Source organism: Cutibacterium sp., from assembly GCF_030525615.1.
GTDB lineage: Bacteria > Actinomycetota > Actinomycetes > Propionibacteriales > Propionibacteriaceae > Cutibacterium.
In genome coordinates, this window is record NZ_JAUNEJ010000007.1 from 61,517 (window position 1) to 87,278 (window position 25,762).

The 25,762-nt window shown below is 57.2% G+C and carries 18 protein-coding genes and 2 pseudogenes; 7 read left to right on the plus strand and 13 right to left on the minus strand.

Annotation, left to right across the window (positions count from 1 at the left end; genetic code table 11):
• Window positions 1-53: 53 nt before the first annotated feature.
• Both Q4B98_RS09725 and rpmB read right to left on the minus strand, forming a co-directional pair.
• Window positions 54-2,273 carry an ATP-dependent DNA helicase RecG gene (locus tag Q4B98_RS09725; protein ID WP_303197136.1) on the minus strand — a complete coding sequence of 740 codons (2,220 nt, stop codon included), beginning with the start codon at window positions 2,271-2,273 and terminating at the stop codon, window positions 54-56.
• Window positions 2,274-2,392: 119 nt separating this feature from the next.
• Window positions 2,393-2,578: a 50S ribosomal protein L28 gene (rpmB, locus tag Q4B98_RS09730; RefSeq protein ID WP_303197095.1), complete on the minus strand. Its 186-nt coding sequence runs from the start codon at window positions 2,576-2,578 to the stop codon at window positions 2,393-2,395.
• Between the two features lie 517 nt (window positions 2,579-3,095).
• Here rpmB and Q4B98_RS09735 point away from each other — a divergent pair.
• From Q4B98_RS09735 to Q4B98_RS09750, 4 genes and pseudogenes are all read left to right on the plus strand, one after another.
• Entirely contained in the window at window positions 3,096-3,509 is a 414-nt protein-coding gene (locus tag Q4B98_RS09735) for a YccF domain-containing protein (protein WP_303197096.1), read from the plus strand.
• 504 nt (window positions 3,510-4,013) lie between these two features.
• A pseudogene (locus Q4B98_RS09740) lies at window positions 4,014-4,448 on the plus strand (P27 family phage terminase small subunit); the annotation flags it as partial.
• Window positions 4,449-4,535: 87 nt separating this feature from the next.
• Window positions 4,536-5,249 (plus strand): annotated as a pseudogene (locus Q4B98_RS09745) (methionine adenosyltransferase domain-containing protein); the annotation flags it as partial.
• Between the two features lie 116 nt (window positions 5,250-5,365).
• Window positions 5,366-5,611 carry a methionine adenosyltransferase domain-containing protein gene (locus Q4B98_RS09750; RefSeq protein ID WP_303197097.1) on the plus strand — a complete coding sequence of 82 codons (246 nt, stop codon included), beginning with the start codon at window positions 5,366-5,368 and terminating at the stop codon, window positions 5,609-5,611.
• Window positions 5,612-5,647: 36 nt separating this feature from the next.
• Here the strand turns inward: Q4B98_RS09750 and Q4B98_RS09755 are convergent, their stop codons facing one another.
• Window positions 5,648-6,454 (minus strand): sulfite exporter TauE/SafE family protein, encoded by an 807-nt coding sequence (locus Q4B98_RS09755; RefSeq protein ID WP_303197098.1) that lies wholly within the window; start codon window positions 6,452-6,454, stop codon window positions 5,648-5,650.
• An 897-nt stretch (window positions 6,455-7,351) separates the two neighbouring features.
• On the opposite strand from Q4B98_RS09755, the gene Q4B98_RS09760 reads away from it, so the two are divergent.
• From Q4B98_RS09760 to Q4B98_RS09770, 3 genes are all read left to right on the plus strand, one after another.
• A complete protein-coding gene (locus Q4B98_RS09760) occupies window positions 7,352-9,424 on the plus strand; it encodes a Dam family site-specific DNA-(adenine-N6)-methyltransferase (RefSeq protein WP_303197099.1) in 2,073 nt (690 codons plus the stop codon).
• Window positions 9,425-9,435: 11 nt separating this feature from the next.
• The gene (locus tag Q4B98_RS09765; RefSeq protein ID WP_303197100.1) at window positions 9,436-11,478 is read left to right on the plus strand and encodes an AlwI family type II restriction endonuclease; all 2,043 of its coding nucleotides are present in this window, start codon (window positions 9,436-9,438) and stop codon (window positions 11,476-11,478) included.
• Window positions 11,479-11,725: 247 nt separating this feature from the next.
• Window positions 11,726-12,034 (plus strand): helix-turn-helix domain-containing protein, encoded by a 309-nt coding sequence (locus Q4B98_RS09770; RefSeq protein ID WP_303197101.1) that lies wholly within the window; start codon window positions 11,726-11,728, stop codon window positions 12,032-12,034.
• Between the two features lie 556 nt (window positions 12,035-12,590).
• Here Q4B98_RS09770 and Q4B98_RS09775 read toward each other — a convergent pair.
• The 10 genes from Q4B98_RS09775 to Q4B98_RS09820 form a co-directional block, all read right to left on the minus strand.
• Entirely contained in the window at window positions 12,591-14,282 is a 1,692-nt protein-coding gene (locus Q4B98_RS09775; RefSeq protein WP_303197102.1) for a ribonuclease J, read from the minus strand.
• 140 nt (window positions 14,283-14,422) lie between these two features.
• Window positions 14,423-16,162 carry a pyruvate dehydrogenase gene (locus tag Q4B98_RS09780; protein ID WP_303197103.1) on the minus strand — a complete coding sequence of 580 codons (1,740 nt, stop codon included), beginning with the start codon at window positions 16,160-16,162 and terminating at the stop codon, window positions 14,423-14,425.
• A 112-nt stretch (window positions 16,163-16,274) separates the two neighbouring features.
• Window positions 16,275-17,090 carry a DUF2993 domain-containing protein gene (locus Q4B98_RS09785; RefSeq protein ID WP_303197137.1) on the minus strand — a complete coding sequence of 272 codons (816 nt, stop codon included), beginning with the start codon at window positions 17,088-17,090 and terminating at the stop codon, window positions 16,275-16,277.
• 16 nt (window positions 17,091-17,106) lie between these two features.
• A complete protein-coding gene (dapB, locus tag Q4B98_RS09790) occupies window positions 17,107-17,847 on the minus strand; it encodes a 4-hydroxy-tetrahydrodipicolinate reductase (protein WP_303197105.1) in 741 nt (246 codons plus the stop codon).
• A 155-nt stretch (window positions 17,848-18,002) separates the two neighbouring features.
• Window positions 18,003-20,210 (minus strand): polyribonucleotide nucleotidyltransferase, encoded by a 2,208-nt coding sequence (locus Q4B98_RS09795; RefSeq protein WP_303197107.1) that lies wholly within the window; start codon window positions 20,208-20,210, stop codon window positions 18,003-18,005.
• A gap of 504 nt (window positions 20,211-20,714) precedes the next feature.
• Window positions 20,715-20,978, minus strand: coding sequence for a 30S ribosomal protein S15 (rpsO, locus tag Q4B98_RS09800; RefSeq protein WP_303197109.1), 264 nt, complete (start codon window positions 20,976-20,978; stop codon window positions 20,715-20,717).
• A 172-nt stretch (window positions 20,979-21,150) separates the two neighbouring features.
• Window positions 21,151-22,116: a bifunctional riboflavin kinase/FAD synthetase gene (locus Q4B98_RS09805; RefSeq protein ID WP_303197110.1), complete on the minus strand. Its 966-nt coding sequence runs from the start codon at window positions 22,114-22,116 to the stop codon at window positions 21,151-21,153.
• Between the two features lie 98 nt (window positions 22,117-22,214).
• Entirely contained in the window at window positions 22,215-23,222 is a 1,008-nt protein-coding gene (locus Q4B98_RS09810) for a glycine betaine ABC transporter substrate-binding protein (protein WP_303197138.1), read from the minus strand.
• A 116-nt stretch (window positions 23,223-23,338) separates the two neighbouring features.
• Window positions 23,339-24,205 carry a proline/glycine betaine ABC transporter permease gene (locus Q4B98_RS09815; RefSeq protein WP_303197139.1) on the minus strand — a complete coding sequence of 289 codons (867 nt, stop codon included), beginning with the start codon at window positions 24,203-24,205 and terminating at the stop codon, window positions 23,339-23,341.
• Between the two features lie 5 nt (window positions 24,206-24,210).
• Window positions 24,211-25,554: a glycine betaine/L-proline ABC transporter ATP-binding protein gene (locus Q4B98_RS09820; RefSeq protein WP_303197111.1), complete on the minus strand. Its 1,344-nt coding sequence runs from the start codon at window positions 25,552-25,554 to the stop codon at window positions 24,211-24,213.
• Between the last annotated feature and the right edge of the window lie 208 nt (window positions 25,555-25,762).

Below are 25,762 nucleotides of genomic sequence, written 5' to 3' on the forward strand. Positions count from 1 at the left end.
TTCTCGGGTCATCACTGCCGCCGTTCGTGACGGCCAGCTCAGCCCTGCTCCATTCAGCCCTGCTCCATGAGATCGCCTTCGGCCAACATCTCTGTTGCCGTGACGACATCAAGCAGCCTGGGGTCCTCGGGATTCTCCCTGACCCACCGCTCCGCGAGGTCCTTCGACGCGGTGACGATGTCGGCGTGATCGAGAACCCGCAGAAGCCGCAGCGGCGAGGAATACCCCGATTGCGACGATCCGAGCACATTGCCCTCGTGGCGCTGGGCCAAATCCAATTCCGCGAGCTGGAATCCGTCGCGAGATGACGCCACAGCAGCCAGCCGCTCACGAGCTGGTGACCCGGGAGGGGCGGTCGTCACCAACAAGCACAGGCCAGGCAGTTTGCCTCGCCCGATACGTCCACGCAGCTGGTGCAACTGCGAGACGCCGAAACGATCAGCGTCCATAATCACCATCATGGTGGCATTGGGGACGTCAACACCGACCTCGATGACCGTGGTGGAGATGAGCACCTGCGACTCTCCGCTAGCAAACCGGTCCATGACGGCCTTCTTCTCATCGGTGTCCAGCCGGGAATGAAGGGCTTCGATTCGCAGCCCGGAAAGCGGACCGCCGGCCAGCCGGGGAGCAAGCTCCTCGACCGCAGCCGTCGGCGAGCGACCGCCTTCAACGTCATCGGCATCATCGCTGCTGATACGGGGACACACCACGAAGACCTGATGTCCCGCTACACACTCTTCCCGGATACGTTCCCATGCACGTGTCAGCCAGGAACGGTGGGCAGGCAGGTCGACGACGGTGGTCTGGATGTCGGCGCGTCCCGACGGTAATTCCCGCAAGGTGGATACTTCCAGATCACCGAAGACCGTCATGGCAACAGTGCGAGGAATCGGGGTTGCAGTGAGGACAAGCTCGTGAGGCCGAGCACCATCGCCTGTTGTCAACACACTGCGCTGCTCGACGCCGAAGCGGTGCTGCTCGTCGACGACGACCAGACCAATGGTGTTGTAGACGACTCTTCCTGACAGCAGGGCATGGGTTCCGATGATGATTCCCGCCGCTCCTGAAGCGATGTCAGCCAGAGCGGCTCGGGTTCCGGCTGTCTTCATCGAGCCGGTCAGCAGGGCAACCCCGGTGGAGTTTTCCGGAGCGTCCAGACCATCACCGGAGGCAAGCTCCCCCAGCATTGCAGTGATAGTGGCGTAATGCTGCTGTGCAAGCACCTCAGTCGGTGCCAGAAGGACGGCTTGATAGCCGGCGTCAACCACTTGGAGCATGGCTCTCAAAGCGACGAAGGTCTTGCCGGAACCGACCTCTCCCTGCAGCAGCCGGTGCATGGGGTGATCGGAGGACAAGTCGTCGTCGATAACCCGGCTGATCTCGTCCTGGCCTGCTGTTGGGGTAAACGGAAGTCTCGACTCGAAAGCTGCCAGCAGGCCGTTATCACGACGCCGACACGCCGGAGCGTCATGACTGTCGGCGCTGCGCCGTCGCACCGCCATCGTCACCTGGGTGGAGATGGCCTCTTCCCACACCAGCCGCTGGGCGCCACGATGGGCTTCGGCTACCGAATGCGGGTGATGGATCGCGTGATAGGCCTGCCACAAACTCGGCAGATCAGCTTCTTGCCGAATCCATTCCGGCAGGGTGTCTTCGAGTTCAGGGGTGGAGTCCAGGAGCATTGACTCCACCGAGGCGATCTCCCACGTGCGCAGCTTCGACGTCTGCGGGTACAAACCGAGCAGGCCGTGACGCTGTACCTGGGCGGCCATCACCTTGCCCTCCTCGCGGCCTGCCACCACCTTGCCGTTACGGTCAATCATGACGAAATCAGGGTGGACAAGCTGAGGATTGCCCCGGAACTCCCCCACTTTGCCGACGAAAATGCCGTGGGTATGAGCCGAGAAGATGCGTTGCCAATACGAGACGATATGGGGTCTGCCGAAAAAAACCACCGGGAGCCGCGCGTTGCCGTCGGACAGCATGACCTCAAGTCGCTGGCGTGGTCGTCGTTCCCGGCCAGTGACAGTTTTGTTGGTGTGAACCTCCAGCCCAACGACATCGGCTACCAAGGCAACCTCAGTATCAACGACGAGGTGAGACAGATCAGTGGTCTCTGTTCCCGTCAGATAGCGGCGAGGCAGATGGCCAAGAGCGTCACCGACAGTCTCGACGTGCAGCGCAGAGAAAGCCTTGGCTGTCTTGGCACCCACCGCCTCGGCCAACGGACGATGAAGTTCCTGCTGAGTGCGGGTATGCCACCTGGTCACTGCGTTCACGTGGCCACCGTACCGGTCGGCAATGACATCTACACCGACGGCTGCCGCAGCTCGCGCCTATAAAGACAAAGAACCCGCCATACGGCGGGTTTCATCGTCGAACGTGCTGTTCAGCGGCTGACGCGGCCAGCCTTAATACACGAGGTGCACACGTTCAAGCGCTTGTGCGTGCCGTTTTCGACGACACGGACGCGCTGGATGTTCGGGCTCCACCGGCGATTGGTCTTCTTCTTCGACCAGGGGACGTTGTGTCCGAAACTGGGGCGCTTGGCGCAGATGTCACACACAGCAGCCACTGGGAGATCTCCTGTTCAGGGCCGGGCGCATGAGGCACCCGACACAATCGTTGGGTTCGGGGAGTTCCTTCAGGAACTGGACAAGACTATACGGTTTGGCGCCCGTAACCCAAATCGCCGCGTTGACTCATCCTGAATGCCCGCGTGGAGTGCTTCATTGACTCATCTCAATGTGCCTGCGTGAGCCAGAGTACGTGGATGGAGTTGAAGTTGACTCAACCTCAAGCGGCTCGTCGCACTTGAGGGTATAGGGGTTGACGCCGCAGCGATCAACACCCGTCCTCTCGTGCAGTTGCGCCAGGTCTGCACAGCTGCGCCACTTCTCCACGGTCGGCTCTGACAACCATCGATAACCTGCGCCACCATTGCACACCTGCGCCCACCATTGGCACCCGCATCTGTGAAGAGCCTCTTGGGCGGAGCAAAGAAGGGTGCTTCCCGCAGCCCGCTCTGAGTGGGCGCGGACACAAGCGCGCATGCTATATTTCCCCAGTCGCATTAGCTAGTCGGTGGGATTATGCGCTTTTTGCTAAACGTCATCTGGGTACTTTTCGCTGGCTTCGGGCTATTTCTCGAGTATCTTTTAGCTGGAGGCGTCGCCTTCATCTTCATCATTACGATCCCGGCAGCCATTCCTTGCTGGCGCATCGCCGGATTCGTTCTCTGGCCTTTCGGTCGAGCAGTTGTCGCGAAGCCGAACGCAGGTGCAGGATCGACCGTCATGAACGTCGTCTGGTTCTTCGTCGCTGGCCTCTGGCTCGCTATCGGCCACGTCGTTACCGCGTTCATCCAGGCCATCACCATCATCGGTATCCCACTCGCCATCGCCAACCTGAAGCTCATTCCGATCACGTGTTTCCCCTTCGGAAAGATGGTCGTGAGCAACCGCGAGATCGCTCATTACTCCTCAGTTTATTCACGCGGTTTGTGACAAATGGGGACGCGGCATAAGCAAGTTACGTTTCCTGTGTTGGTGGTTAAGCGTCGTGCTTGCTCTTCCTCTTTAATGCCATTGACGACGATCTCTCAAGTATCGCCCTAAGCTCGGGTTCATCCTCCTCACCTACTGCAGTCGACTACGCCAGCACCGCGATGGCTTGCGGATCGGCCTAAACCGGCTCTTCATAAACAATGGTGTAGGTAGCGCTGTCTCTGTTATTCGCGTAGTGGCCGAAGGTCTTCACTGCTACCCAGATAGGCGTGTACGCATAGACCTCGATACTGTAGCCTTACCGGTTCTGATCTCATTGCGGTAGTGAGGCATAGGGGCCTCCTTGCTTTGATCCAGATTCGACAGCGCGTGCTCTTCGACACGTTCGTCACCAGGGCGAGGCATGAATCCCTTAGAACACGAACGGCCTCGGTCATTTGTGACGATGTCTCTTACGGGACGAGAGGCCTGACCGAGGACCTACCACAGTTCACCTTACGCCAGGGCGGCGACACCGGGGATGGCGCTGTGCTTGCCGGGGAGACGATGCCTGAACCGTCTGAGTACCTGTCCGAGGTTCAGCGCGACGGCAAACCGCTGGGCGCTGACATCGTCTACCGGGAAACCTGGCAGTGGCTTGATTAGCGGGGCTGTTGGCAGTTTGTGACACCGCGCCTGATTGAGGCGTATGCGCAGGCGTTTGCCCGCTATGTGCAGTGTGAGCAGGCGATCTCCAAGCTCGGTCTCCTCGGTAAGCACCCGACCACTGGGCCTGCGATCGCCAGCCCGTTCGTGGCAATGAGCCAGAGTTTCGGTAAGCAGGCGAATGTGTATTGGTATGAGATTTACGAGATCGTGCGCGCCACCTGCACCATCGACTACGCGGGCACTACCCCTAGTGATGAGGTGATGGAGCAGCTGCTGGAGGCCCGCTCCTAACCGTCTTTCTTGATCTTGGCGTCCATCCCCAAACGTGGGGTGGGCGCGTTCTTGTTCCCTCTGTGTTTCGTGGAAGCGAGTGTGCTTATGTGTTCGACTCGTACTGCCGAGTCTGTGTGCGCTGGCCATCCGGACAAGTTGGCCGATCAGATCGCCGACCAGATCCTCGACGACATCCTCTACGACGACAAGGCCGCCCGGGTGGCGGTGGAGGTGATGGCAGCCGGTCGGCGGATCATCGTCACCGGCGAAATCACCACCGATCACCGCCCCCGCATTCGGGAGTCTGTGCGAACCGCCCTCGCGCGTGCCGGATACAGTCCGCTCGGGTTCCTGATCTACGTGTGGACGCGCCGCCAATCCGGCGACATCAGCGCCGGAGTTACCACCTCGCTGGAGGCACGCGGTGGTGATAGTTCGGCGTTCGCCTTGCAGGGGGCTGGCGATCAGGGCGCCGTCTACGGCTACGCCACGCTGAGACCCCTGAACGCCTCCCGCTCGTCCTGGCACATCGCGGTGGAGACGGTGATCGTCTCGGTGCAGCACGACGCCGGGAAGGATCTGGAGGCGCTGACCCGTGAGGTCGAGTCGCTGGTCGTCGGTCCGGCCTGCCAGACCTACCTACCCGTAGACGAGCACACCGAAATTCTTGTGAATCCGTCGGGAAGGTTCGTTGAAGGCGGGCCGCGAGCCAGTACCGGGCTGACGGGCCGGAAGCTCATGGTCGACACCTACGGCGGGCTCGGGTCTCATGCTGGGGGCGCGTTCCCCGGCAAAGACCCCTCCAAGGTCGACCGGTCAGCGGCCTACATGGCTCGCCTGATCGCTCGTACGATCGTTGACGCCGGGCTGGCCGCTGAGTGTGCGAGGTGGCCATCAGTTATGCGATTGGGAAGGCTGATCCGGTCGCCTTCAGTGTGGACACGCTCGGCACCGGAGAATACGCCGACCCGATCCTCACCAAGGCTGCCCGGGACGTGTTCGTGCTACGGCCGGCGAAGATCATCGACGCCCTCAACCTGCGCACACCCCGCTACCGGGATCTGGCGGTCTACGGGCACATAGGCCGGGATTACCCGCTTTGGGAACACACCTGGCGTTTTGATCGCGACCTGCAGAAGGCGGTGGAAACGCATGCGCATCGAGCAGCTATCCATCGCTAACCTCACGCCCGCTGACTCCATCATCGACTGTCTGCCTCACAGCGCCATGATATTCACCGTCAGAACATAAACGGCTACGACAGCCAAGAGAACTGAAAACGCTATCGTTAGCAGCGAATCCCGGAAGCGTTTCGTTACTGTCCCCCCAACAAGCCCACCAACCATCGATGCTATTGCAAAAGGTAAAACTACCGACAAATCAATATGTACATCGGTACCGATCCGCCCTAACAAGCCAGAAACGGAAGATATAATCATAACTAGCAGCGAAGTGGAAGAAGCTTCTCTCATGGTAAAACCAAGCACAAGCACAAGCATTGGTACAATGGCGAATCCGCCGCCTACACCAAAAAAACCAGTGAGTATGCCGATACACGTAGCTGCGAGGATGATTGCTACTATGCCCCGACGTCGAGTTGGGCCCGTATCGACAGCACCCGATTGAGGTTCCGAATGCTGCTTACGCTCAGCTAGTAAGTCTTTACGACCACGCTTGGCCATGATTATCGCAACAACAACAAGCAACACCCCAAAAATGAGCATCACCATTACTTCGGGCACCAGCACCGAAACTCGTGCGCCAATCAGCGCGCCCACCACCGAGATCAATCCAAAAAGAGAACCGTCACGCCAATTAATTGTCCCTTGGCGCAATCGCGGTATGAGAGAAACAACCGATGTAAGCCCAACAATCACAAGCGATCCAGCCGCAGCATCGTGAGCGTCTTGCCCCAACAGATAAACGAGCACCGGCACTGAAAGGATGCCCCCACCGGCGCCAAGCAGGCCCACAACTACGCCAATTACCAGACCTACGAGGATCGCATCAATTATTACTTCCATCAGTGTCGAACTCCATTTCCGTTCCTATACGCTTCAAGCAAGACCTGGCGTGGGCTAGGAATTTGATCCAGTCAACTTGAGAATTGACGGTGTTCTTTTTTTCCATTGTTTAGCATACTCGTTGAGGCTGGGCAGCCCAGTATCGAGCGGGGGCGGTGGATGTTGTAACGGTTGAACCACTGGCCAACCAGAACCCTGACGTGAGCTAGATGCTCGAAACAGTTGTCTGCCAAGAACTCATCGCACAATCAGTTACGAAAGCAGTTACGAAAGAACTCAACATACCCGTTATGCCACGGCCCTCCCTGCGTGATGAATGCCTGGATCGTCTCATCCTCACCAGCCCAACCCTGAAGCTTATCAGCTATCAATCCCGGCACCTTATCCATCCACGCCCGCCGTGCTCAAAAACTGCTAGGCCGATCACCTCGACCACACAGATTCGGTCTTCAGGCAGGTCTCACCTGGGGGCCGCCTGCTGCCGCGTGTATTCATGACAAACCTTGATGGTCTAAGCGTGGCGAGTCCAGTCGCACTCGAAGTTCAACGCCTACACATCAGCAGGGTGACCTCTCCCTTTACCGCTGACGCGTCCCTGGCGTCTCCCACACCCATGCATGCCTTCTGGGGCGGTCTCGCGAGCCACAGTGTCGCGCTGAGCAAAGATCCACGCCCTGCGGCATCCCCTGATCCGCAAACTCATTCATCCATGCTCTTAGCCCTTGGTATTTGTCAGCCTGTCGCCCCGAGCGCTCGACCATCTGTGGCCACACCCCAACTCCATCCAACCGGTGAGTGTCCTCTCGTTGAGTGTCCTCTCGTCAAGCCACCCGGCTTGCCCCCATGACATACATTATCTAGGATGCCCTCAGCCATGATTAGACGGAGACCTTGGGAATGAAAACCGCCGCCGGGACACAGAACCCATCTGCTGAATCAGAATTCATCAACGTTCTACGCCGCGACGGCGACCCGCTTGCACACGAGCTTGGCACCCAAGTGTTGACAAATCTCGAAAACAAACTTATCAGAAACGGTGTTCGAGTATCCCAAATCAATAACAGACGGTATCTAGGTGGCAAACATAAGCTTACCGGATTCATCCGAAAAATCGTCGATCAACATTGTCCAGGGGTTACATCCGTAATCGACATCTTCTCAGGTACGGGCACTGTAGCCAACGCCTTCAAAGACAAAACTATAATCACGAACGACATCTTATATTCAAATTACATCACAAATGTTTGCTGGTTCTCGCCAACCCCATACAGGCCGTACGTCATCATTGACGCCATTTCAAGCCTGAACGCCATTCAAACCAGCGAAAATAACTATGTTCGGAAGAATTTCTCGGACACCTATTTTAGTGCGGATAACTGCTCAAAAATCGGCGCGGCCCGCGAGCTTATCAAAGAAGCACAAACCTCCAACCTTGTCAACAACCGCGAGTTTGCGATTCTGGTTACTTCGGTTCTCTATGGCATGGACCGGATTGCAAATACTGTAGGTCACTACGACGCATTCCGCAAAGGAGCACTATTCGACAAATCACTCATCTTCCCGGTCATCTTACCCTCCATTGATCTTTCGCCCCGGAACAAACAGTACAACACCGACGCGAACGGACTGATAGACAGCCTCAACGGCGACCTGCTTTACTGTGATCCGCCCTACAATTCACGCCAATACTCCGACGCTTACCACTTGCTTGAAAACATCGCTCGATGGGAAAAACCGGAAGTGTACGGCGTTGCTCGCAAAATGGACAGAACCGCCTTAAAAAGTGACTACAACACCGTGCGGGCGACTGCAGCACTAAGAGATCTTGTCAGAAAGGCGGACGCAAAATACATAGTTTTTTCCTATAACAACATGGCAACAAAGGGCAATGGGAGGTCTAACGCCAAGATTAGCGACGACGAAATTATGGACATATTCTCCGAGAAAGGTCATGTTCAAGTCTTTGAACAACCCTATAGGGCATTCAGCACTGGAAAGTCTGCAATAGCGCACAACGCTGAACGACTATTCGTTTGCACCGTTAAACCTGCGACTCAACCAGCTGTCCCCGTGACTTTAAGCCCAATCAATTACATTGGCGGAAAAGGCAAGTTGATGCCGCAACTAAGCCATCTTCTCCCATCAACTAGCCTCTTCATTGACCTCTTTGCAGGAGGATGCACTGTCGGCGCGAACATCGACGCCGATAAAGTCATCTTTAACGACAGTAACGAGCAGTTAATGGATCTTATTCGATTTCTTGCGCACAACGACCCTACTGACACCATCCACGCCGTGGACTCGATCAAAGACCACTATGGATTTAGCGATACTTATAGGAACTCCTACAAGTATTATGGCGTAGACAGTTCCTCAGGTCTCGCTGACATCAATCGAGATTCATTCATGAGGCTCCGGGACGACTACAACGCGATGCCCATTCACCGTCGTGACCCGTTGTTGCTTTATATTCTGGTGATTCATGGTTTCAATAATCAGTTACGCTTCAACGCCAAGGGGAACTTTAACCTCCCCGTTGGTAAGCGCGACTTTAACTCCAGAATGCGAGCAAAACTCAAGAACTTTCATACCCGCATTTCAAAGACGGATGCCGTATTCCAAGTAGGAGACTTCCGCGATTTTAATATCGACGATACCCCGAAGGACGCTATGTTTTATTGCGATCCTCCGTATCTCATAACCCAGGCCACCTACAATGAGAGGGGCGGGTGGTCTGAGAACGACGAACGCGATCTCATCACCTTCTTAGGCAGGGTTCACGATTCCGGACGTCGGTTTGCTTTGTCTAACGTGATCCAGGCAAAAGGTTCCGTCAATCACATCCTAAGCGACTGGGCAAACAACCCTGAATTCACGACACACAAATTGACAATGAGCTACCGGAACTCTAATTACCATAGAGCCAATAGAACTTCGCCCACGCTTGAGGTTTTAGTGACAAACTTCTGAAAAGGTTAGTTGTGAGCTACGAAAACATCAATTTCCAAAGCTATAGCTGGGTGCTGGGTACAACTAGTTTCCGCGTAGCTCAAATGAACCTGCGCATTGAAGAGCAACTCATTCATCTGCGCAGCTTCTCGCAAACAATCACAGACGGGGATGAAAAATGGCGCTGGAAAGGGAATAGGGAATTACAGGCCCGTTTCTACTACTATCTAAAAGACAACAACGCTCTGAAAGGTGACGCACGGAGACCCGACAAAGATGCTCGCCAGAAGACGTCTGGTTTATTGACACTAGGGTTTATCGACGATAATCGCATAATCACGCCTGCAGGCGAGGAGCTTCTAAATTATGTCGAGGATGCCTCGTTCGGCGAAAACAACTACTTCATGATTCCTGCGGATAGCTTCATTTATCTCAAGCAGTTATTGAAGACATCGTTAAGAATCCGTGAAGACGCAAACGTGAGGCCATACTTTGTGTTAGCGCACTTTTTGAATAAGTTCGGTTCCTTAACCTTTGAAGAATTCACGTATCTTTTGCCGCTAGTTGTTGATGAACAGTCGCTACACATCGTTGAAACAAGCCTTACCGACGTGCGGAGCGGAAGGGCGACTTTCAATGAAGTGATCCTTTCGACCTTAATGTCTAAGCAGAATTATAAGCAGGCATACGATTTGTGGATGACAACCACCGTTGATGAAAGACTAGTCACCCAAATTGGAATGAACCGTAAAAGCCGGAAGTACGACAGGGCGTATTACCCCTTTTACCAGCTCCTCAAACAAATCTTCGTAGAAAAGAGAAACACAACACGAGCGGTTTCACAACTTTACCAGCAAGTCAGAAACCTCAAGACGGCTACATATTGGAAGCGCCTGATTTTCGGCGATAGTAGCTCAACAAAAGTGCGCCGAAATGGCGCCGATTCATTCGCTCAAAACAACCCGTTTACCTCGGTGTCAGACGAGGCCGAGTTAAAGGACGTCTTCTTCAAATATCTACATCTGTACAAGGCCCGGGCCACCTTGTCTGATTACTTCGATCTCAACAGGAGGTATTTTAAGCTAACAGACACTGTTCTTTTCCGCGAAAACACAGTCAGATTTGATTCAATTCCATCAGCTTTTTTCTCGCTTGTTGGAGATAAGCTTTTAGCGTCTATGTTTGAGCCCTCCGAAACTCTCACCCAGTCGCTTGAGCTTAAAAATATCGCACCAATGTTTAATATACCGGAAGTGGATTTACTGACAGCGCTTTCATCCAAGCTGGGCGTAAAACTTACGACGCTTTCTGAAGTCAATGGCTTTGTACAGGACAAACGCTACGAACGTTTGCACCATCTATTAGATGACCGCTTCACCAAAAAAGTACTCATGGAACTCCTAGACTGTTTTATAACTCGTAATGACGAGCGTGTCAAGGAACTTGTTACTGAAGATGCAACGCCATCAACTATCTTTGAATATGTCTTAGCTCTCATTTGGTATGAGTTCACTGACCGACAAGGCGATGTTCTACGGTTTATGAAACTTTCTTTTGACGCAGACCTCATGCCCCGCACTCACGCACAAGGCGGAGGCGCGGACATTGTATTCGAGTTTGAGCCGTCAGGTAATTATCCCCGCCATGACATGCTTATTGAAGCGACTTTAGCCGATGGGACGAACACCAGACGCATGGAAATGGAGCCCGTTTCACGTCACCTAGGTACTCACATTCTTCAAACCGGAAACCACAATGACTACTGCGTTTTTGTAGCGCCCCACATAGAAGTCAATGTCGCAAATGACTTTAGATTTCGAAAGAACTCCGGTTATTGGAATAATCAAGGAGATAACACTCCCTTAAAGATAATCCCCGTTGATATTGCGCAAGTAAAATACCTGGTGGAAAATGATAGCAGATACTGTGATCTTTATCGATTATTTGAGGAGGCCTATGATTCCCCGGAACTTACCCCGCTGAAATGGCTTGCCGAAATCGCGCAGCTAGTTGCTTCACTGCCAGGCTCTGATAAGTCGAGAAGTGAACGAGATAAAATGGCTCATCACGATTGACAGTACCGATGGGTCGTGAATCCTCCGGTTCCTATATGTAGTTGCGCATGACGTTGCTTAAGCCTGTGGGTAGTTGTTGCGGTTCATGAGGTTGTTGACGCTGCTGGAGTGAGGGAGGGGGTAGGCCCCGTCAGGATAGGAGTTGGAAAATAACGGCCTGAGTAGGGAGCCTGCCGGTGAATACTCACGCTAACGCACCTTTGACCGGACGCCTGGTTGAGCGTCGCTAACACCTGCCCGATCGCCTATGGTGGGCGTCGAGATGGGTATCAGTCGGGCCACTGCACCTACATGGGTCAACCGGTACCGCCGCCACGGAGAAGCTGGCCTGGCTGATCGGACCAGCCGGCCTGCCCGGTGCCCTCATCAAACCCCTACTGAGATCGTCAAGACCATCGCTAGGTTGCGGCGGGAACAACAGTGGTCGGTCCGACTGATCTGTATCGACCTGGCAGATCGCGGTATCCGGATTTCTCAGGCCACGGTCGGGCGATGGTGTCTCCACGGCAGGGCTGCTACGCCTAGCCGCGGCACAGTGGGCGGCACCTATCTGTGACAGGTTGTCCCGGCTGGCCTACACCGAACCCTGTGCCGACCAGATGGTTTCCACCCATGGTGGAGTTGTGGCGTCGTGCGAAAGCTTTCTTGTGCCGTCCACAGTATCGACACCATCACCACAGTCACTGATAACGGCCCGTGATAGGCACATGGTCACATCCGTGCTGGTCGATGAAGGCCACACCCACAGATCCGCAACATCTAGACTCCACAGTCGCACCGGCACCATCGAACGATATAACCAGATCAAGCCCCGAGAAGCTTCAATACGCCCGCCCTTATCGTTCAGAAGCTAAACCAGTCCAAGCCATCAGTGTAGGCAACATCCACGGCACCTATCATCGACCCCACACCGGCTCACCAGACCACCCGCCTCACTACTCCCCACAGGCGTAAACAACGTCATGCGCAGCTACAGGTAGTAACGAAGCGGGATCTGGTCTCGGCAGGCGGTGCGGGGGCATAGTCGTAGCAGCCCGCTTCCGGATGGTAATTCTTCGCCAAACTTCCGGTTGTATCGCACAACGACGCCACAAGCTCCAACCTCGAAACCCTCAGATCTTAACGACGACGGGCACGATCATTGGACGACGCCGGAATGTATGGGAGACCCACCGTCCGATCGTTCGCCGCACCACCTGCTGCAACCGGTAGGCGTCATCCATGCCGTCCCCCATCGCCTTTTCCAACGCGACCACGATCTGATCGGTAACCGACGCAAAAGCCGAATCATCCTCGGCGAAACCACGCGCTTGAATAGCCGGACGCGACACCACCGACGCCGACCGAGTATCAACGACCGTCACTACCGACAGGAATCCCTCTTCGCCAAGAATGCGACGGTCAGTGAGGGTGTCCTCGGTGAGTTCGCCAACCCCCGACCCGTCGACGAGAATGTACGAGGCGTCAATCTTGCCGACAACTCGCGGCACCCCATCAACCAGATCCACTACCCCACCATCCTCAACGAGGATGACATTCTTCTCATCGACTCCGGTGGCCTTAGCCAATTCGGCATTAGCCACAAGGTGACGCACCTCGCCATGAATCGGCATGACAGCGCGCGGACGCACGATGTTATAGGCGTACAGAAGCTCACCGGCCGCCGCGTGCCCGGAAACATGAACCAGCGCATTGCCCTTGTGAACGACGGTGGCACCCAGTTTCGTCAGACCATTGATGACACGGTAGACGGCGTTTTCGTTGCCAGGAATGAGGGAGGAGGCCAACAGGACGGTGTCGCCCTCCCCTACCTCGATGTCGCGATGCTCCCGGTTAGCGATACGGGCCAGAGCTGACAACGGCTCCCCTTGGGACCCGGTCGAGACGATGACGACCTCATCGTCCCGATAGTGGTCGAGCTCGCGCAGGTCGATGACGGTGTTGTCCGGTACATGCAGGTAGCCAAGGTCCTGGGCCACTGCCATGTTGCGGACCATGGAACGACCGACGTAGCAGACCTTGCGGTGATGGCGGACCGCCATATTGAGCACCTGCTGAACGCGGTGCACGTGAGAGGCGAAACAGGCGACGATGAGTTTCTTGTTAGCCTTCTCAAACACCCTCTCAATGGCCGGCTCAATCTCGGTCTCGGACTTCACGAAACCCGGCACCTCGGCGTTGGTGGAATCAACCATGAACAGGTCAACCCCTTCTTCGCCCAGCCGCGCGAAGGCACGCAGATCGGTAATACGGCCATCCAGCGGTAACTGATCCATCTTGAAGTCGCCGGTATTGATGAGGGTTCCGGCGTCGGTTCGCACACACACCGCCAGGGCGTCGGGAATGGAGTGGTTGACGGCGATGAACTCCAAGTCGAACTGCTCACCCACCTCAGCAACGTCGCCTTCGTGAACGACGTTCAGCTGATACCCCTTGATACGGTGCTCACGCAGCTTGGCCTCGACAAGAGCCAACGTCAGCTTGGACCCATAAACAGGAATGTCGGCGCGTCGCTTAAGCAGATAAGGCACAGCCCCGATGTGGTCCTCATGGCCGTGAGTCAGCACTAGCGCTTTGACACGAGCGAGCTTGTCCTCGTCGAGGTAATCCAATCCTGGCAGCAACAGGTCGACGCCGGGGTGGTCATCCTCTGGAAACAGCACACCACAGTCAATGAGAAGAATCTCCCCATTGATTTCGTAGCATGACATATTGCGTCCGACATCCCCCAATCCCCCGAGGGGAATGATGCGCAAAACATCCGGTTGCAGGTCCGGGGGTGTCGTCAATCCAGTCTTAGCCACGCTGTGAAGCCTATCGGGAGACTCCGACAGATTTGCCTCCCCGTGTGCCGGCGGGACGAAAAGGCTGCGGGTCGGACATAAACCTGTTGACCAGCGGCCACAAAGACTGTGGGCCCGTCCTCACGGGCCCACGCGACAACTCAAAACCTCGGGATGTTACGCATATTGGAGGTAGCCATCGAAACCGCCTCACCGGCACCACGGTTGAGCACGATCTTGCTCATAGCCGTGGCGAACCCAATCATCTGCTCACTCTTGATCTCAGGAGGCAGGGACAAGGCATTGGGATCCGTAATCACCTCGACGAGGGCCGGACCATCGAAGTCCAGAGCATTCTTGAGCGCCCGGTGTACGTTCTTCGGATCGTCGACCCGCTCGGCGTGGTAACCGATGGCCTCGGCAATCCCGGCGTAGCTGACGTCGTGGACGTCCGTACCGAAATCAGGCAGACCGGCGACCAACATCTCCAGCTTGACCATACCGAGGGTGGAGTTATTGAACACGACCACTTTGATGGGCAGATTGAGCATACGGGCCGTGACGAGTTCGCCAAGCAGCATGGACAGTCCACCGTCACCGGAGACCGAAATCACCTGACGTCCCGGATGGGAAGCCTGAGCACCGATGGCATGAGGCAGGGCGTTGGCCATTGAGCCGTGCAGGAAAGACCCGATGAGGCGTCGAGTACCCAACGGGTCGATGTAACGGGCAGTCCACACATTGCACATACCGGTGTCAGCGGTGAAGATCGCGTCGCGATCAGCCAGCTCATTGAGGACATGGGCAACATACTCGGGGTGAATCGGCTTCATGTGCTCGACATTGCGAGTATAGGAACCCACCGGAGCCTTCATGATCTTGGCGTGGCGCTTGACGGTCGCTTTGAGGAACTTGTCGTCATGCTGCTTGAGCAACGGAGTAACGGCATTGCACAAAGCCTTGACGTCGGCATGAATGGGGAACGAGACATTGGTACGACGTCCCAGCTTCTCGGGACGATTCTCCACCTGAACGGTAAGGGTGTCGGGCAGGAACTGGTTGTACGGGAAGTCGGTTCCCAGCAAGATCAGTACATCGGCATCGTTCATGCCTTCGGCGGCGGCACCGTATCCCAGCAGGCCGGTCATGCCGACATCGAACGGGTTGTCGTACTGGATGAAGTCCTTACCTCGCAGGGTGTGCCCAATCGGGGCCTTGAGCTTGTCGGCCAAGGCCAGGACCTCGTCATGGGCACCCTCAACACCGGCACCAGCGAAGATGGCGACCTTCTTGACGTCGTTGAGCAGCTTGACCAGCTGACGGACGTCTTCCGGGTTCGGTTCGATCGTGGGGCGACGACTCGGAACGAAAACCGGTGCCGGGGCGACGGCCTTCTTATCGGTGATGTCGCCCGGAAGGGTGACGACTGAGACAGTACTGCCGGCAACAGCGTGGCGAATGGCCGAATTGATGACGCGAGGAGCCTGTTCAGGGGTCGAGACCAGCTCGCAGTAATCGGAGCATTCCACGAACAGACGATCTGGGTGGGTCTCCTGGAAGTAGGTCATGCCGATCTGCACACTGGGGATGTGCGAGGCAATAGCGAGAACCGGAACCTGGGAGCGGTAGGCGTCGAACAGGCCGTTGATGAGGTGCAGGTTGCCCGGGCCGCACGATCCTGCGCACACAGCCAGTTCACCGGTCAGAGTTGCTTCGGCAGCAGCCGCGAAGGCCGCAGCCTCCTCATGACGAACGTGAACCCAGTCGATACCACCTTTGGCGGAACCGCCAGTTTTACGAACTGCGTCAACGACGGGGTTGAGGGAGTCTCCGACGATGCCATATATCCGTCGCACTCCCGCATCGAGGAGCTGTTGGACAAGCTGCTCGGCAACATTCATGAAAGGGACCTCCGCGGGACTGGCAATATGTGATGAACGGCCGGGCGAACGGCCACAGGTTAGGATACGACTTTTTGTGACTAGCCTCACCTCACCATTCGCGCCGAGCTGATTACTTGCCGGTAAGGTCGGACAGTTTCACCTCGGTCCCCACGAGGGAGAATTCCAATCCTCTCGGCGTAGCTTTGAGAGATTCGTAATGCAGATTGCCCAAGTCGGGGAGGGTGAATCGCTCAGTCACACCTTCCAAAACAGATTTGAGCAGGATCTCGGGGATAGGAATACCGTCCAAGCTTGCTGATGGGCTGGTCAGTGTCACCCGCCGCGACGTGGTTTCAACGCCGGGCACCGCCGAAATGCTGACGTCCACCCGCGCCCCCAGTACCGACACATCACGCACAATGGTCACTGTGCCGTTCTCACCGGTGTCGCTGTTGTAGGTGATACGACCACCTGCCAGCCGCGACAGCTCAGCCCAATCAACCCTGCCTGTTGCAGACACGGTCTCGGCTACTGTCTGGGTTTGCTCACGGACGTGACGAATCCCGTTGGCGTGGATGTTCACGTCGCGAAAAGTCACCGTCTCCTCGTCCCGGACAATGGTTGCTGTCGGGATGGTGGCGTCAAGACCTTGCAGCTCGTCAGTCAGCAGCACCCCAAGAAAAGGACGATTGTGGATGGTGACACCGACGCTCGACTCGTCGGCCCCGGATGACGTCGCGATAGTGGCCGCTATCTCTTTTTCCGTTCTGGCCCGAAAGGTCTGGTCCGTCACGACTGCGGCAACCGCTACCAAGGCGATAACGACGATCCCGATGAGCCACTTGATGAACCGGTGGGGACGGCGATCACGTTCAACCGTCACCTTCGCACCGGGATCGACCTGAGGTTTAGGCGGCAGCACCAGAGTTGGTTCAGCTGGCGTCAGCGAGAAGTCAGGACGCTCATTCAAGTCCAAGCAACCCTTCAATGCCAATAGTCAGACCCGGACGGTCGAGGACACCGCGCACGCCGGTCAGGACACCGGACATGAACGAGACACGATCCATCGAGTCGTGGCGGATGGTCAGGGTCTCCCCCTCAGCTCCAAAGAGCACCTCCTGATGGGCAACCAGACCGCGCAGGCGCACACCGTGGACGTGAATCCCGTCAACAACAGCGCCGCGAGCACCGTCGAGCTGGCTCTGGGTGGCGTCCGGAACCTCTCCCAACCCGGCCTCCTTCCGGGCAGTAGCGATCTTGCCTGCGGTGGTGCGGGCAGTGCCGGAGGGGGCATCGACCTTGTTGGGATGGTGCAGCTCGATGATCTCGACCGACTCGTAGAACTTCGCGGCCTCCTGGGCGAAATGCATCATGAGCACAGCGCCGATGGAGAAGTTTGGGGCCACCAGGCACCCGATGTTCGGATGATCGGCAAGCTGGTCGCGCAGGGTCTGGTAGCGTTCGTCGTCAAAACCAGTGGTTCCAACGACGGTGTTGATCTCGTGGTCAATGGCCCATGCCAGGTTGTCCATGACAGCGTCGGGGGTGGTGAAGTCGACGATGACATCAGCTCCCTTAGCAGCTGAACGATCATCGCCACTGTCAATGGCAGCAAAAAGCTCAGTGTCCTCAGCCTCCTCGACGGCTTGGCACACCGCTGCCCCCATACGTCCCTTGGCTCCGAAGACGGCAACCTTAATCATCTGGATCTTCCTTCCTGGCGACGGCACCTGTCCTGGCGCCGAGTCCAGACTACCCAGCAAGTGTGACGCTGCCGAGGGACGACTCATTCGTGTACGACGAACGGGCTGTCCTGACCAATGCGTCAGGGCAGCCCGTCCAAGATCAACGACTCGCGTCACTCCTCGTCGTCGTCATCCTCGTCATGGGAAGCCAACACCAAAGACAGCTTGCCGCGATCATCGACCTCGGCAATCTCAACCTCGATCTTCTGGCCGACCGACAGCACATCCTCGACTGCCTCGACGCGCTTGCCGTCATTGAGGTCGCGCATCTTGGAAATGTGCAATAGACCGTCTTTACCCGGCAGCAGGGACACGAAAGCACCGAAGCTAGTCGTCTTGACGACGGTGCCCAGGTAGCGCTCTCCGACCTCAGGCATCTGCGGGTTGGCGATGGCGTTGACCATGGTGCGGGCAGCCTCGGCGGAATCGCCATTGTCAGCACCGATGAAGATGGTGCCGTCATCCTCGATGGAGATATTGGCGCCGGTCTCGTCCTGAATCTGGTTGATGACCTTGCCCTTGGGGCCGATGACCTCACCGATCTTGTCGACCGGGATATGCACGGTAATGATTCGCGGTGCAGTCGGAGCCATCTCGTCAGGCGAGTCAATAGCGTCGTTCATGACCTCCAAGATGGTGGTGCGAGCTTCCTTGGCCTGCTTGAGAGCACCGGCCAGCACGTCTGCGGGAATACCATCAAGCTTGGTGTCGAGCTGCAAGGCGGTGACGAACTCACTGGTGCCAGCGACCTTGAAGTCCATGTCACCCAGGGCGTCCTCGGCACCAAGGATGTCGGTGAGGGCAAGGTACTTGGTGTTGCCGTCCTCGTCGGTCTCGCTCATGAGGCCCATGGCAATGCCAGCGACCGAGGCGCGCAGCGGAACACCAGCGTTGAGCAAGGCCAGGGTCGAGGCGCACACCGAACCCATCGAGGTGGATCCATTCGAACCGATGGCCTCGGACACCTCACGGATGGCGTACGGGAACTCCTCGCGGGTCGGCAGCACCGGAATAAGGGCACGCTCAGCGAGATTGCCGTGACCGATCTCACGACGCTTCGGGGACCCAACACGGCCAGTCTCACCGGTGGAGTACGGCGGCATGTTGTAGTTGTGCATGTAGCGACGCGAGGTCTCCGGAGAGAGAGTGTCGAGCTTCTGCTCCATATCGAGCATATTGAGCGTCGACACACCGAGAATCTGGGTCTCACCGCGCTGGAACAGAGCAGAACCGTGGACACGCGGAAGTACCCCGACCTCGGCAGACAGGGCGCGAATGTCACGAGGACCACGACCGTCGATACGCACCCCCTCGTCGAGGACGCGCTTGCGGACGATCTTCTTCATGATGGCTTTGAAAGCACCAGAGATCTCTGCCTCGCGCTCCGGGAAGGTCTCCGCGAGCTCAGCCTTGATACGGGTCTTGAGTTCGGTCTCGGCCTCCTGGCGCTCCAGCTTGGCAGCAATCTGCTCGATACGAGACAGCTCGTCAGCAGCCTTCTCCTCGACGGCGGCGTAAATGTCGTCCTCGTAGTCCTTGAAGACCGGGAAGTCGTAGGTTTCCTTGGGCAACTTGGCGGCCAAAGCGACCTGAGCGTCACACAGCACCTTGATGAAGGGTTTAGCGGCCTCCAGACCGGTGGCGACGACCTCTTCAGTCGGAGCAGTACGTCCACCACGGACAAGATTCCAGGTGGCCGGGGTCGACTCAGCCTCGACCATCATGATGGCGACGTCACCGTCAGCGAGCACACGCCCGGCGACGACCATGTCGAAGGTCGACTCCTTGCGCTCGTCAACCGACGGGAAGCACACCCACTGATCGTCAATGAGAGCCATCCGGACGCCACCGATCGGCCCGGAGAACGGCAAACCAGCAAGCTGGGTGGACATCGAAGCGGCATTGATGGCGATGACGTCGTAGTAAACCGACGGGTTGAGGGCCATCACAGTCACGACGACCTGGACCTCATTGCGCAGACCCTTAACAAAGGACGGGCGCAGCGGACGGTCGATAAGACGGCAGGCGAGAACGGCTCCCTCAGACGGGCGTCCTTCACGACGGAAAAAAGAGCCGGGAATACGTCCGACGGCGTACATACGCTCCTCGACGTCAACCTTCAGCGGGAAGAAGTCGATGGAGTCTCGGGGGGTCTTGTCGGCTGTGGTGGCCGACAACAGCATGGTGTCACCATCGAGGTAAACAGCGGCGGATCCGTCCGCCTGCTGGGCCAGCAGTCCCGATTCAAAACGGACGACGTGCTTGCCGAATTTTCCGTTGTCGATGATGGCCTCGGTGAACTCGAGTCCGGGTCCCTCCACAGGGATGTCCTTTCGCAGGGTCGACCGCCGCCCGCTGGCGCTCCCTAAGGCGCCTGTTGTAACCACACCGGTCTTCGATCGAAGCCGCCGGGATCGTGCCCCGGTGACCACTACCGAGGACCCATGTGTCTTGGGGAGGCAGTCGACGGTTACAGTAATTCTTATTGTGTCGCTCAGTCTACGGCATCCGTAGTCAATACCACGAATCGTTACCTGGTTGTCGGTCCAGGATTGGCCTCCTGTTCCCGTCCCGGATTCGGTCAACCGGGATATGTCACCCCACCAGTTGGGCCACGGATGTGCAGTTGCGCCGGTTTTAGGCGGCGCAGGTGCACAAACACGGCGCAACTGCAAGTAACTCAGCCAAAGACAGATCGGTCACAAACACCAGGAAACAGCTCGGCCAAAGACAGATCGGCCCGCAACGCCGCAACCGGGTACAGTGCCCAGACATGGAAAACGGGGCGTCCCGGAAGGAACACCCCGTCACTTCATCTATGAGGCTCAGCGACGCAGGCCGAGGCGAGCGATGAGTTCGCGGTAATGCTCAATGTCATTCTTCGCGATGTAGTTGAGGAGACGACGACGCTGACCGACCATGAGCATCAGGCCACGGCGGGAATGGTGGTCGCCCCTATGGGACTTGAGGTGCTCGGTGAGCTCGGCGATACGCTTCGTGAGGATCGCAACCTGGACATCAGGCGAACCAGTGTCTCCGGGATGGGTCGCGTACTCTTCGATGATCTTCTTCTTCTCGGCTGCATCCATCTCGGTGGCTTCCTTCCTATCCGTTGCGCGGCGTCCCCGATGCTCTAATTGCAGGAGACTCTTCCAAGGCCGCGGCCGATCTGACGGCAACTGGGTGAGAATATCAGATTCCGCCGGTAGAGCGCGAATTCGCCCGAGGTCAACACCTAACGCCAGTGTCCTCCCCCACTACTCAGGCCAAGATCTTCCTGGCAGCGTCAACATCGTCGGTCATGTGGGATATCAGCGCCTCGATACCGTCAAATTTCACCTGCCCACGCAGTCGCTCGGCAAAAGTGACCTTGACGTCAACTCCGTAGAGTTCGAGATCGTCGCGATCGATGACGTAGGTCTCGACACGCCGCTCGACGCCGTCGAAGGTCGGATTGGTTCCCACCGAGATTGCAGAGGGCAACCGACGTCCGACGTCCGGTCCGCTGCCAGGCTCCAACCATCCGGCGTAAACCCCGTCAGCGGGAACGGCCCGATCGTCCGGCAGAACCAGGTTGGCCGTCGGGAATCCAAGTTCACGTCCCCGCTGGTCCCCCATGACCACCACTCCGCCGACCTCGAACGGACGGCCAAGCAGTTCAGCAGCCTCAGCGACCTCACCAGCTGCCACCACCTCGCGCACCCGAGTCGACGACACCGTCACCCCAGAAATGGCAACAAGATCCATGGCATGAACCTCGAAACGCCCGCGTCCAATCTCGGACATAGTCTGCGGAGTGCCCACAGCCTGACTCCCGAAGCGGAAGTTCTGCCCCACCAATACATGCCTGGGCTGCAACGGCCCAATCGTCCGTTCGACAAAGGCCGCCGGGGACCACCTCGCAATCTCTGAGGTGAAGTTGACGACGCGCACCTCACTAGCACCGGCTTCCTTGAGCCAGTCAATACGCCGCTCCAAGGGGCACAACAAAGCCGGGGCTCGGTCAGGAGCCAGCACAGTCAACGGGTGAGGCCAAAAAGTCACGACAACGACATAGCCGTTCGGATCAAGCCTCTTGGCCTCGTGGACAAGGGCTTGGTGGCCACGATGCACACCATCGAAATTTCCGATAACGACAATCGACGATTCCTCGGGAACAGACACAATCGGCAGTCTATGGCGATAACCACGTATCACCCGAATTCGAAAACCACGACTGCACGTCATCACTGCACGTCATCCGCGAGTGCGCATCATGCTCGTGCCATTGGTGGGCGTCACGCCACGTCAGGACGCGGTGTGACGCCCACTCGGACAGTTGTCGATCACTTGCCGGCAAGTTCACCGGACTTGAGTTTGTCGACCCACTCCTTGTTGTTCGACGTCCACTCAGTCACGGCCTTCTCCTGGTTTTCGCCGCCATAGTTCTCCGAAGAGAACATCGTGTTCTCAAGGCTTGAGAGGGTGTCGTCGTCAAAAACCATGTTGCGCACCAGCTGTGCGGCCTTGGGATGATCCTTCTCGAATCCAGGACGACCGAAGCTGTAGAGGACCTCAGCCTCACCCATGGCCTTCTCGGGATCTTCGAGGTCACGGACCGGGAAGGCATCGTAGGCCCAGTGCGGACGCCACAGGGTTACCGCAATATCCTGGCCGGCGTCAGTGGACTTCTTGAGTTGAGCCAACATCGCCGGGGTCGACGAAATCTTGAAGTTGAGATTCTTCAGGTCGTACTTCGGAATGGCCGAGTCCTTGGTTGTCTTCGTCAGACCTGCCCCCGCCTCAATGCCATAGAGCGTGTTTCCATACTCATCGCCCATCGACTTCAAATCCCCGATGGTCTTGGCCTTGGAGTCCTTGTTCACGGCGATGGTGAGTTTGGCGTTGTCGTACCAGCAACCCAAGTTTTCCATCTTGTCGCCGTAGCGCTTGACGTAATCAGCGTGAGTCAGGGGAAGCCAGCCGTCGGTAATGAGGTCGATGTCACCGCCAACAAGACCGGCATAACCTGGACCAGCGTCGAATCCCTTGATCGTCACCGTGTATCCGTCCTTTTCCAGGACGTTCTTAAGTATCCCGGCGGTGGCGAAGGACTCGTCCCAGCCGTTGAAGGCACCAATGGTGATCTTGTTGTCAGCATCAGCCTTCATCGAGCCAGTGTCCTTGGACCCGTCGCCAGGCGTGCACTCGACCCACTTCTTGTCGACGTTGTTGGAGCCCGTGGCGGAGCTGTCACCTTCTCCGCTTCCACTGTTGGTGGCACCGCACCCAGACAGGGCGATGGCCCCAATCGTCAAGGTGGAGACCACACCGATGACCTTGCGTCGAACCATGCTTATGCTCATCGTTTTCCTCGTCTTCTCTTCATATAATCCGCATGGACTCGGTCGTCCCTCAGCGGCCACTTGACCCGCTGCGCTGGGTCAGCACACTGCCCTCAGCACTGCGCTCAGTTAGCCCGCTGAGCCCTGGCAAGCGGGGTGCGATTGGCCAGCCCATTAGTAATGCGGTCGAGGTAGACGGCCACAACGACCACTGCCAGTCCCGCTTCCATGCCCAGACCGATGTCGACCTGGGACAAGGCAGCGACAACGTCACCACCAAGGCCGCCAGCGCCGACCATGCCCGACAGCACCACCATGGACAGGGCCAACATGATGACCTGGTTGACACCTGCCATCACTGTCGGCATGGCCAGCGGCATTTGGATACGCCACAGAATGTGACGCGGACTGGCCCCAAAGGCTGCGCCGGCCTCGACCGTCTCGGCGTCAACGCCGCGAATGCCCAACTCGGTGAATCGCACTCCCGGCGGCAGGGCGAAAATGATCGTCGCAATGGCACCGGGAACCTGGCCAATGCCGAACAACACGATGACCGGAACCAGATATGCCAGCGACGGCATCGTCTGCATGAAATCGAGAATGGGCTTGATAATGGCCGAGAACCGTTTCGACTTAGCAGCCCAGATCCCCAACGGGATCGCCAGGATGAGGGCCAGGATGACAGCCACTACCACCAGGGCGAGGGTCTGCATAGTGTTGTTCCACTGGTCCATCGCTCGCACCACGTAGAACCCTATGAGGGCGAACAGTCCCACCTTCCAGTTAGCGCAGGCCCATCCGATAGCGGCGAGAACCACCATCATCACCACGTACAGCGGCTTGGACAACACAAAGTCGAGTCCGTGGTACATACCGCCGATAACGACGTTGGTAAAGGTAATAAGCCAGTCAAAGGCGTGCTGGAACCAGTCGAAGAAGGTCTCGATCCAGCTTCCCAACGGAATACGCGGGTTGGCGAAATTGAAGCCCATCTCGATCATGCCTCCTTCTCGATAGTCGGGACGGACATGGCCGTCCCGGTCGTCGTCTGGTCAGCCGGGGCAAGGCCAATGGGATCTCCGCCAGCTGTGATGACGGGCAACTCCCCGGTATCCTCCAACGACATCACTGACCCTTCAGAAACCTTGTCTTGAGATCTCGACATCGAGTCAAGCAAGGTGACGCGGGAAATGACACCCATGAGGTGAAAGTCTTCGTCGACGACAGCGAGGGGCAACCGTGCGTCTTTCGAGGGAGCGAACAGCTCAGACAGTGGGGTGTCAGTACGAACGGTAAGGATGTCGCCAGTTTCAACCACCTCAGCAATACTGCGATCTCCGCGACGAGCAGCCGCGATGACCTCCTGGTCACCAACCATGCCGAGCAGGCGACGATACTCATCGACGACGAAGACACCCGACCAGTCGTGTTGCCCCATAATGCGCTGGACGCGGCGGGGATCTGCCGAGCTGGAGACGACAGCCTCCGTGGGGTGCATGACAGCCGCTGCCGTCAAGACTCGGCTGCGATCAACGTCCTGAACGAAGTCGGCAACATAGTCGTCGGCTGGCCGAGTGAGGATCTCATCAGACGTACCGATCTGGGCAATACGACCATCGCGCATGACTGCGATGTGATCGCCGAGGTACATAGCCTCGTTGAGATCGTGGGTGATGAAAATGATCGTCTTGTTGAGGGTGCTCTGCAGCTCAAGGAGCTGGTCCTGCATTTCGCGACGAATAAGTGGATCAAGGGCGGAGAAGGCCTCGTCCATGAGCAGGATGTCAGTCTCCGCAGCGAGAGCCCGAGCTAACCCGACGCGCTGCTGCATACCTCCAGAAAGCTGGTGAGGATACTTGTCTCCCCATCCCTTTAGGCCCACGGTGTGCAGCCATTCATCGGCCTTCCCCAGGCGTTCCTTCGGCTTGAGCTTGCCCTGCAGTTTCAGCCCGTAGGCAGCATTTTCGCGAACAGTCAGGTGCGGGAGCAGAGCGAAGTGCTGGAACACCATGGACACATGGTCGCGACGCAGCTCCCTCAATTGGGCGCCGTTCATATCGGAGACGGTCTTTCCAGCGACCTCGACGGTGCCCTCGGACGGGGACCACAGCCCGTTTATCATCCGGATGAGGGTGGACTTACCAGAACCCGAGAGACCCATGACGACGAAGGTCTCTCCCTTGGCGACTTCAAAGCTGACATCAATGACAGCCGCTGTACCAAGAGAGGCGAGATCTGCTCGAGACTCCCCTGCCTTGAGTCTTTCGATCACTTCTCGTTCGTGTTTACCGAAAACCTTGTACAGATGGGATGCTCGAACCAAATCCACGTCGTACGGCACCTTTCACATGGGCAGTTGAGTCCACTGGGTAGTCGGGCACAAGTCACGCAGATCACCAGGCCGTCGAGACTACACGCCACGGCGCGGTGAACCGCCAGAATCACGCCTCTATCAGGGCATAACAACTAGTAAAAACTATCACGTCTGATTTATACCTGCAAGAGGACGGCAGTAGATATGACTTTATATTATTTCCTATGAATACTTG

Bases quoted from the DNA above. Each gene is read 5' to 3' on its own strand.
- Q4B98_RS09735 (WP_303197096.1), top strand. From the start codon at position 3,096: ATGCGCTTTTTGCTAAACGTCATCTGGGTACTTTTCGCTGGCTTCGGG.
- Q4B98_RS09755 (WP_303197098.1), bottom strand. From the start codon at position 6,454: ATGGAAGTAATAATTGATGCGATCCTCGTAGGTCTGGTAATTGGCGTA.
- Q4B98_RS09760 (WP_303197099.1), top strand. From the start codon at position 7,352: ATGAAAACCGCCGCCGGGACACAGAACCCATCTGCTGAATCAGAATTC.
- Q4B98_RS09770 (WP_303197101.1), top strand. From the start codon at position 11,726: ATGGTGGGCGTCGAGATGGGTATCAGTCGGGCCACTGCACCTACATGG.
- Q4B98_RS09780 (WP_303197103.1), bottom strand. From the start codon at position 16,162: ATGAATGTTGCCGAGCAGCTTGTCCAACAGCTCCTCGATGCGGGAGTG.
- dapB (WP_303197105.1), bottom strand. From the start codon at position 17,847: ATGATTAAGGTTGCCGTCTTCGGAGCCAAGGGACGTATGGGGGCAGCG.
- rpsO (WP_303197109.1), bottom strand. From the start codon at position 20,978: ATGGATGCAGCCGAGAAGAAGAAGATCATCGAAGAGTACGCGACCCAT.
- Q4B98_RS09805 (WP_303197110.1), bottom strand. From the start codon at position 22,116: ATGACGTGCAGTCGTGGTTTTCGAATTCGGGTGATACGTGGTTATCGC.
- Q4B98_RS09810 (WP_303197138.1), bottom strand. From the start codon at position 23,222: ATGGTTCGACGCAAGGTCATCGGTGTGGTCTCCACCTTGACGATTGGG.
- Q4B98_RS09815 (WP_303197139.1), bottom strand. From the start codon at position 24,205: ATGGGCTTCAATTTCGCCAACCCGCGTATTCCGTTGGGAAGCTGGATC.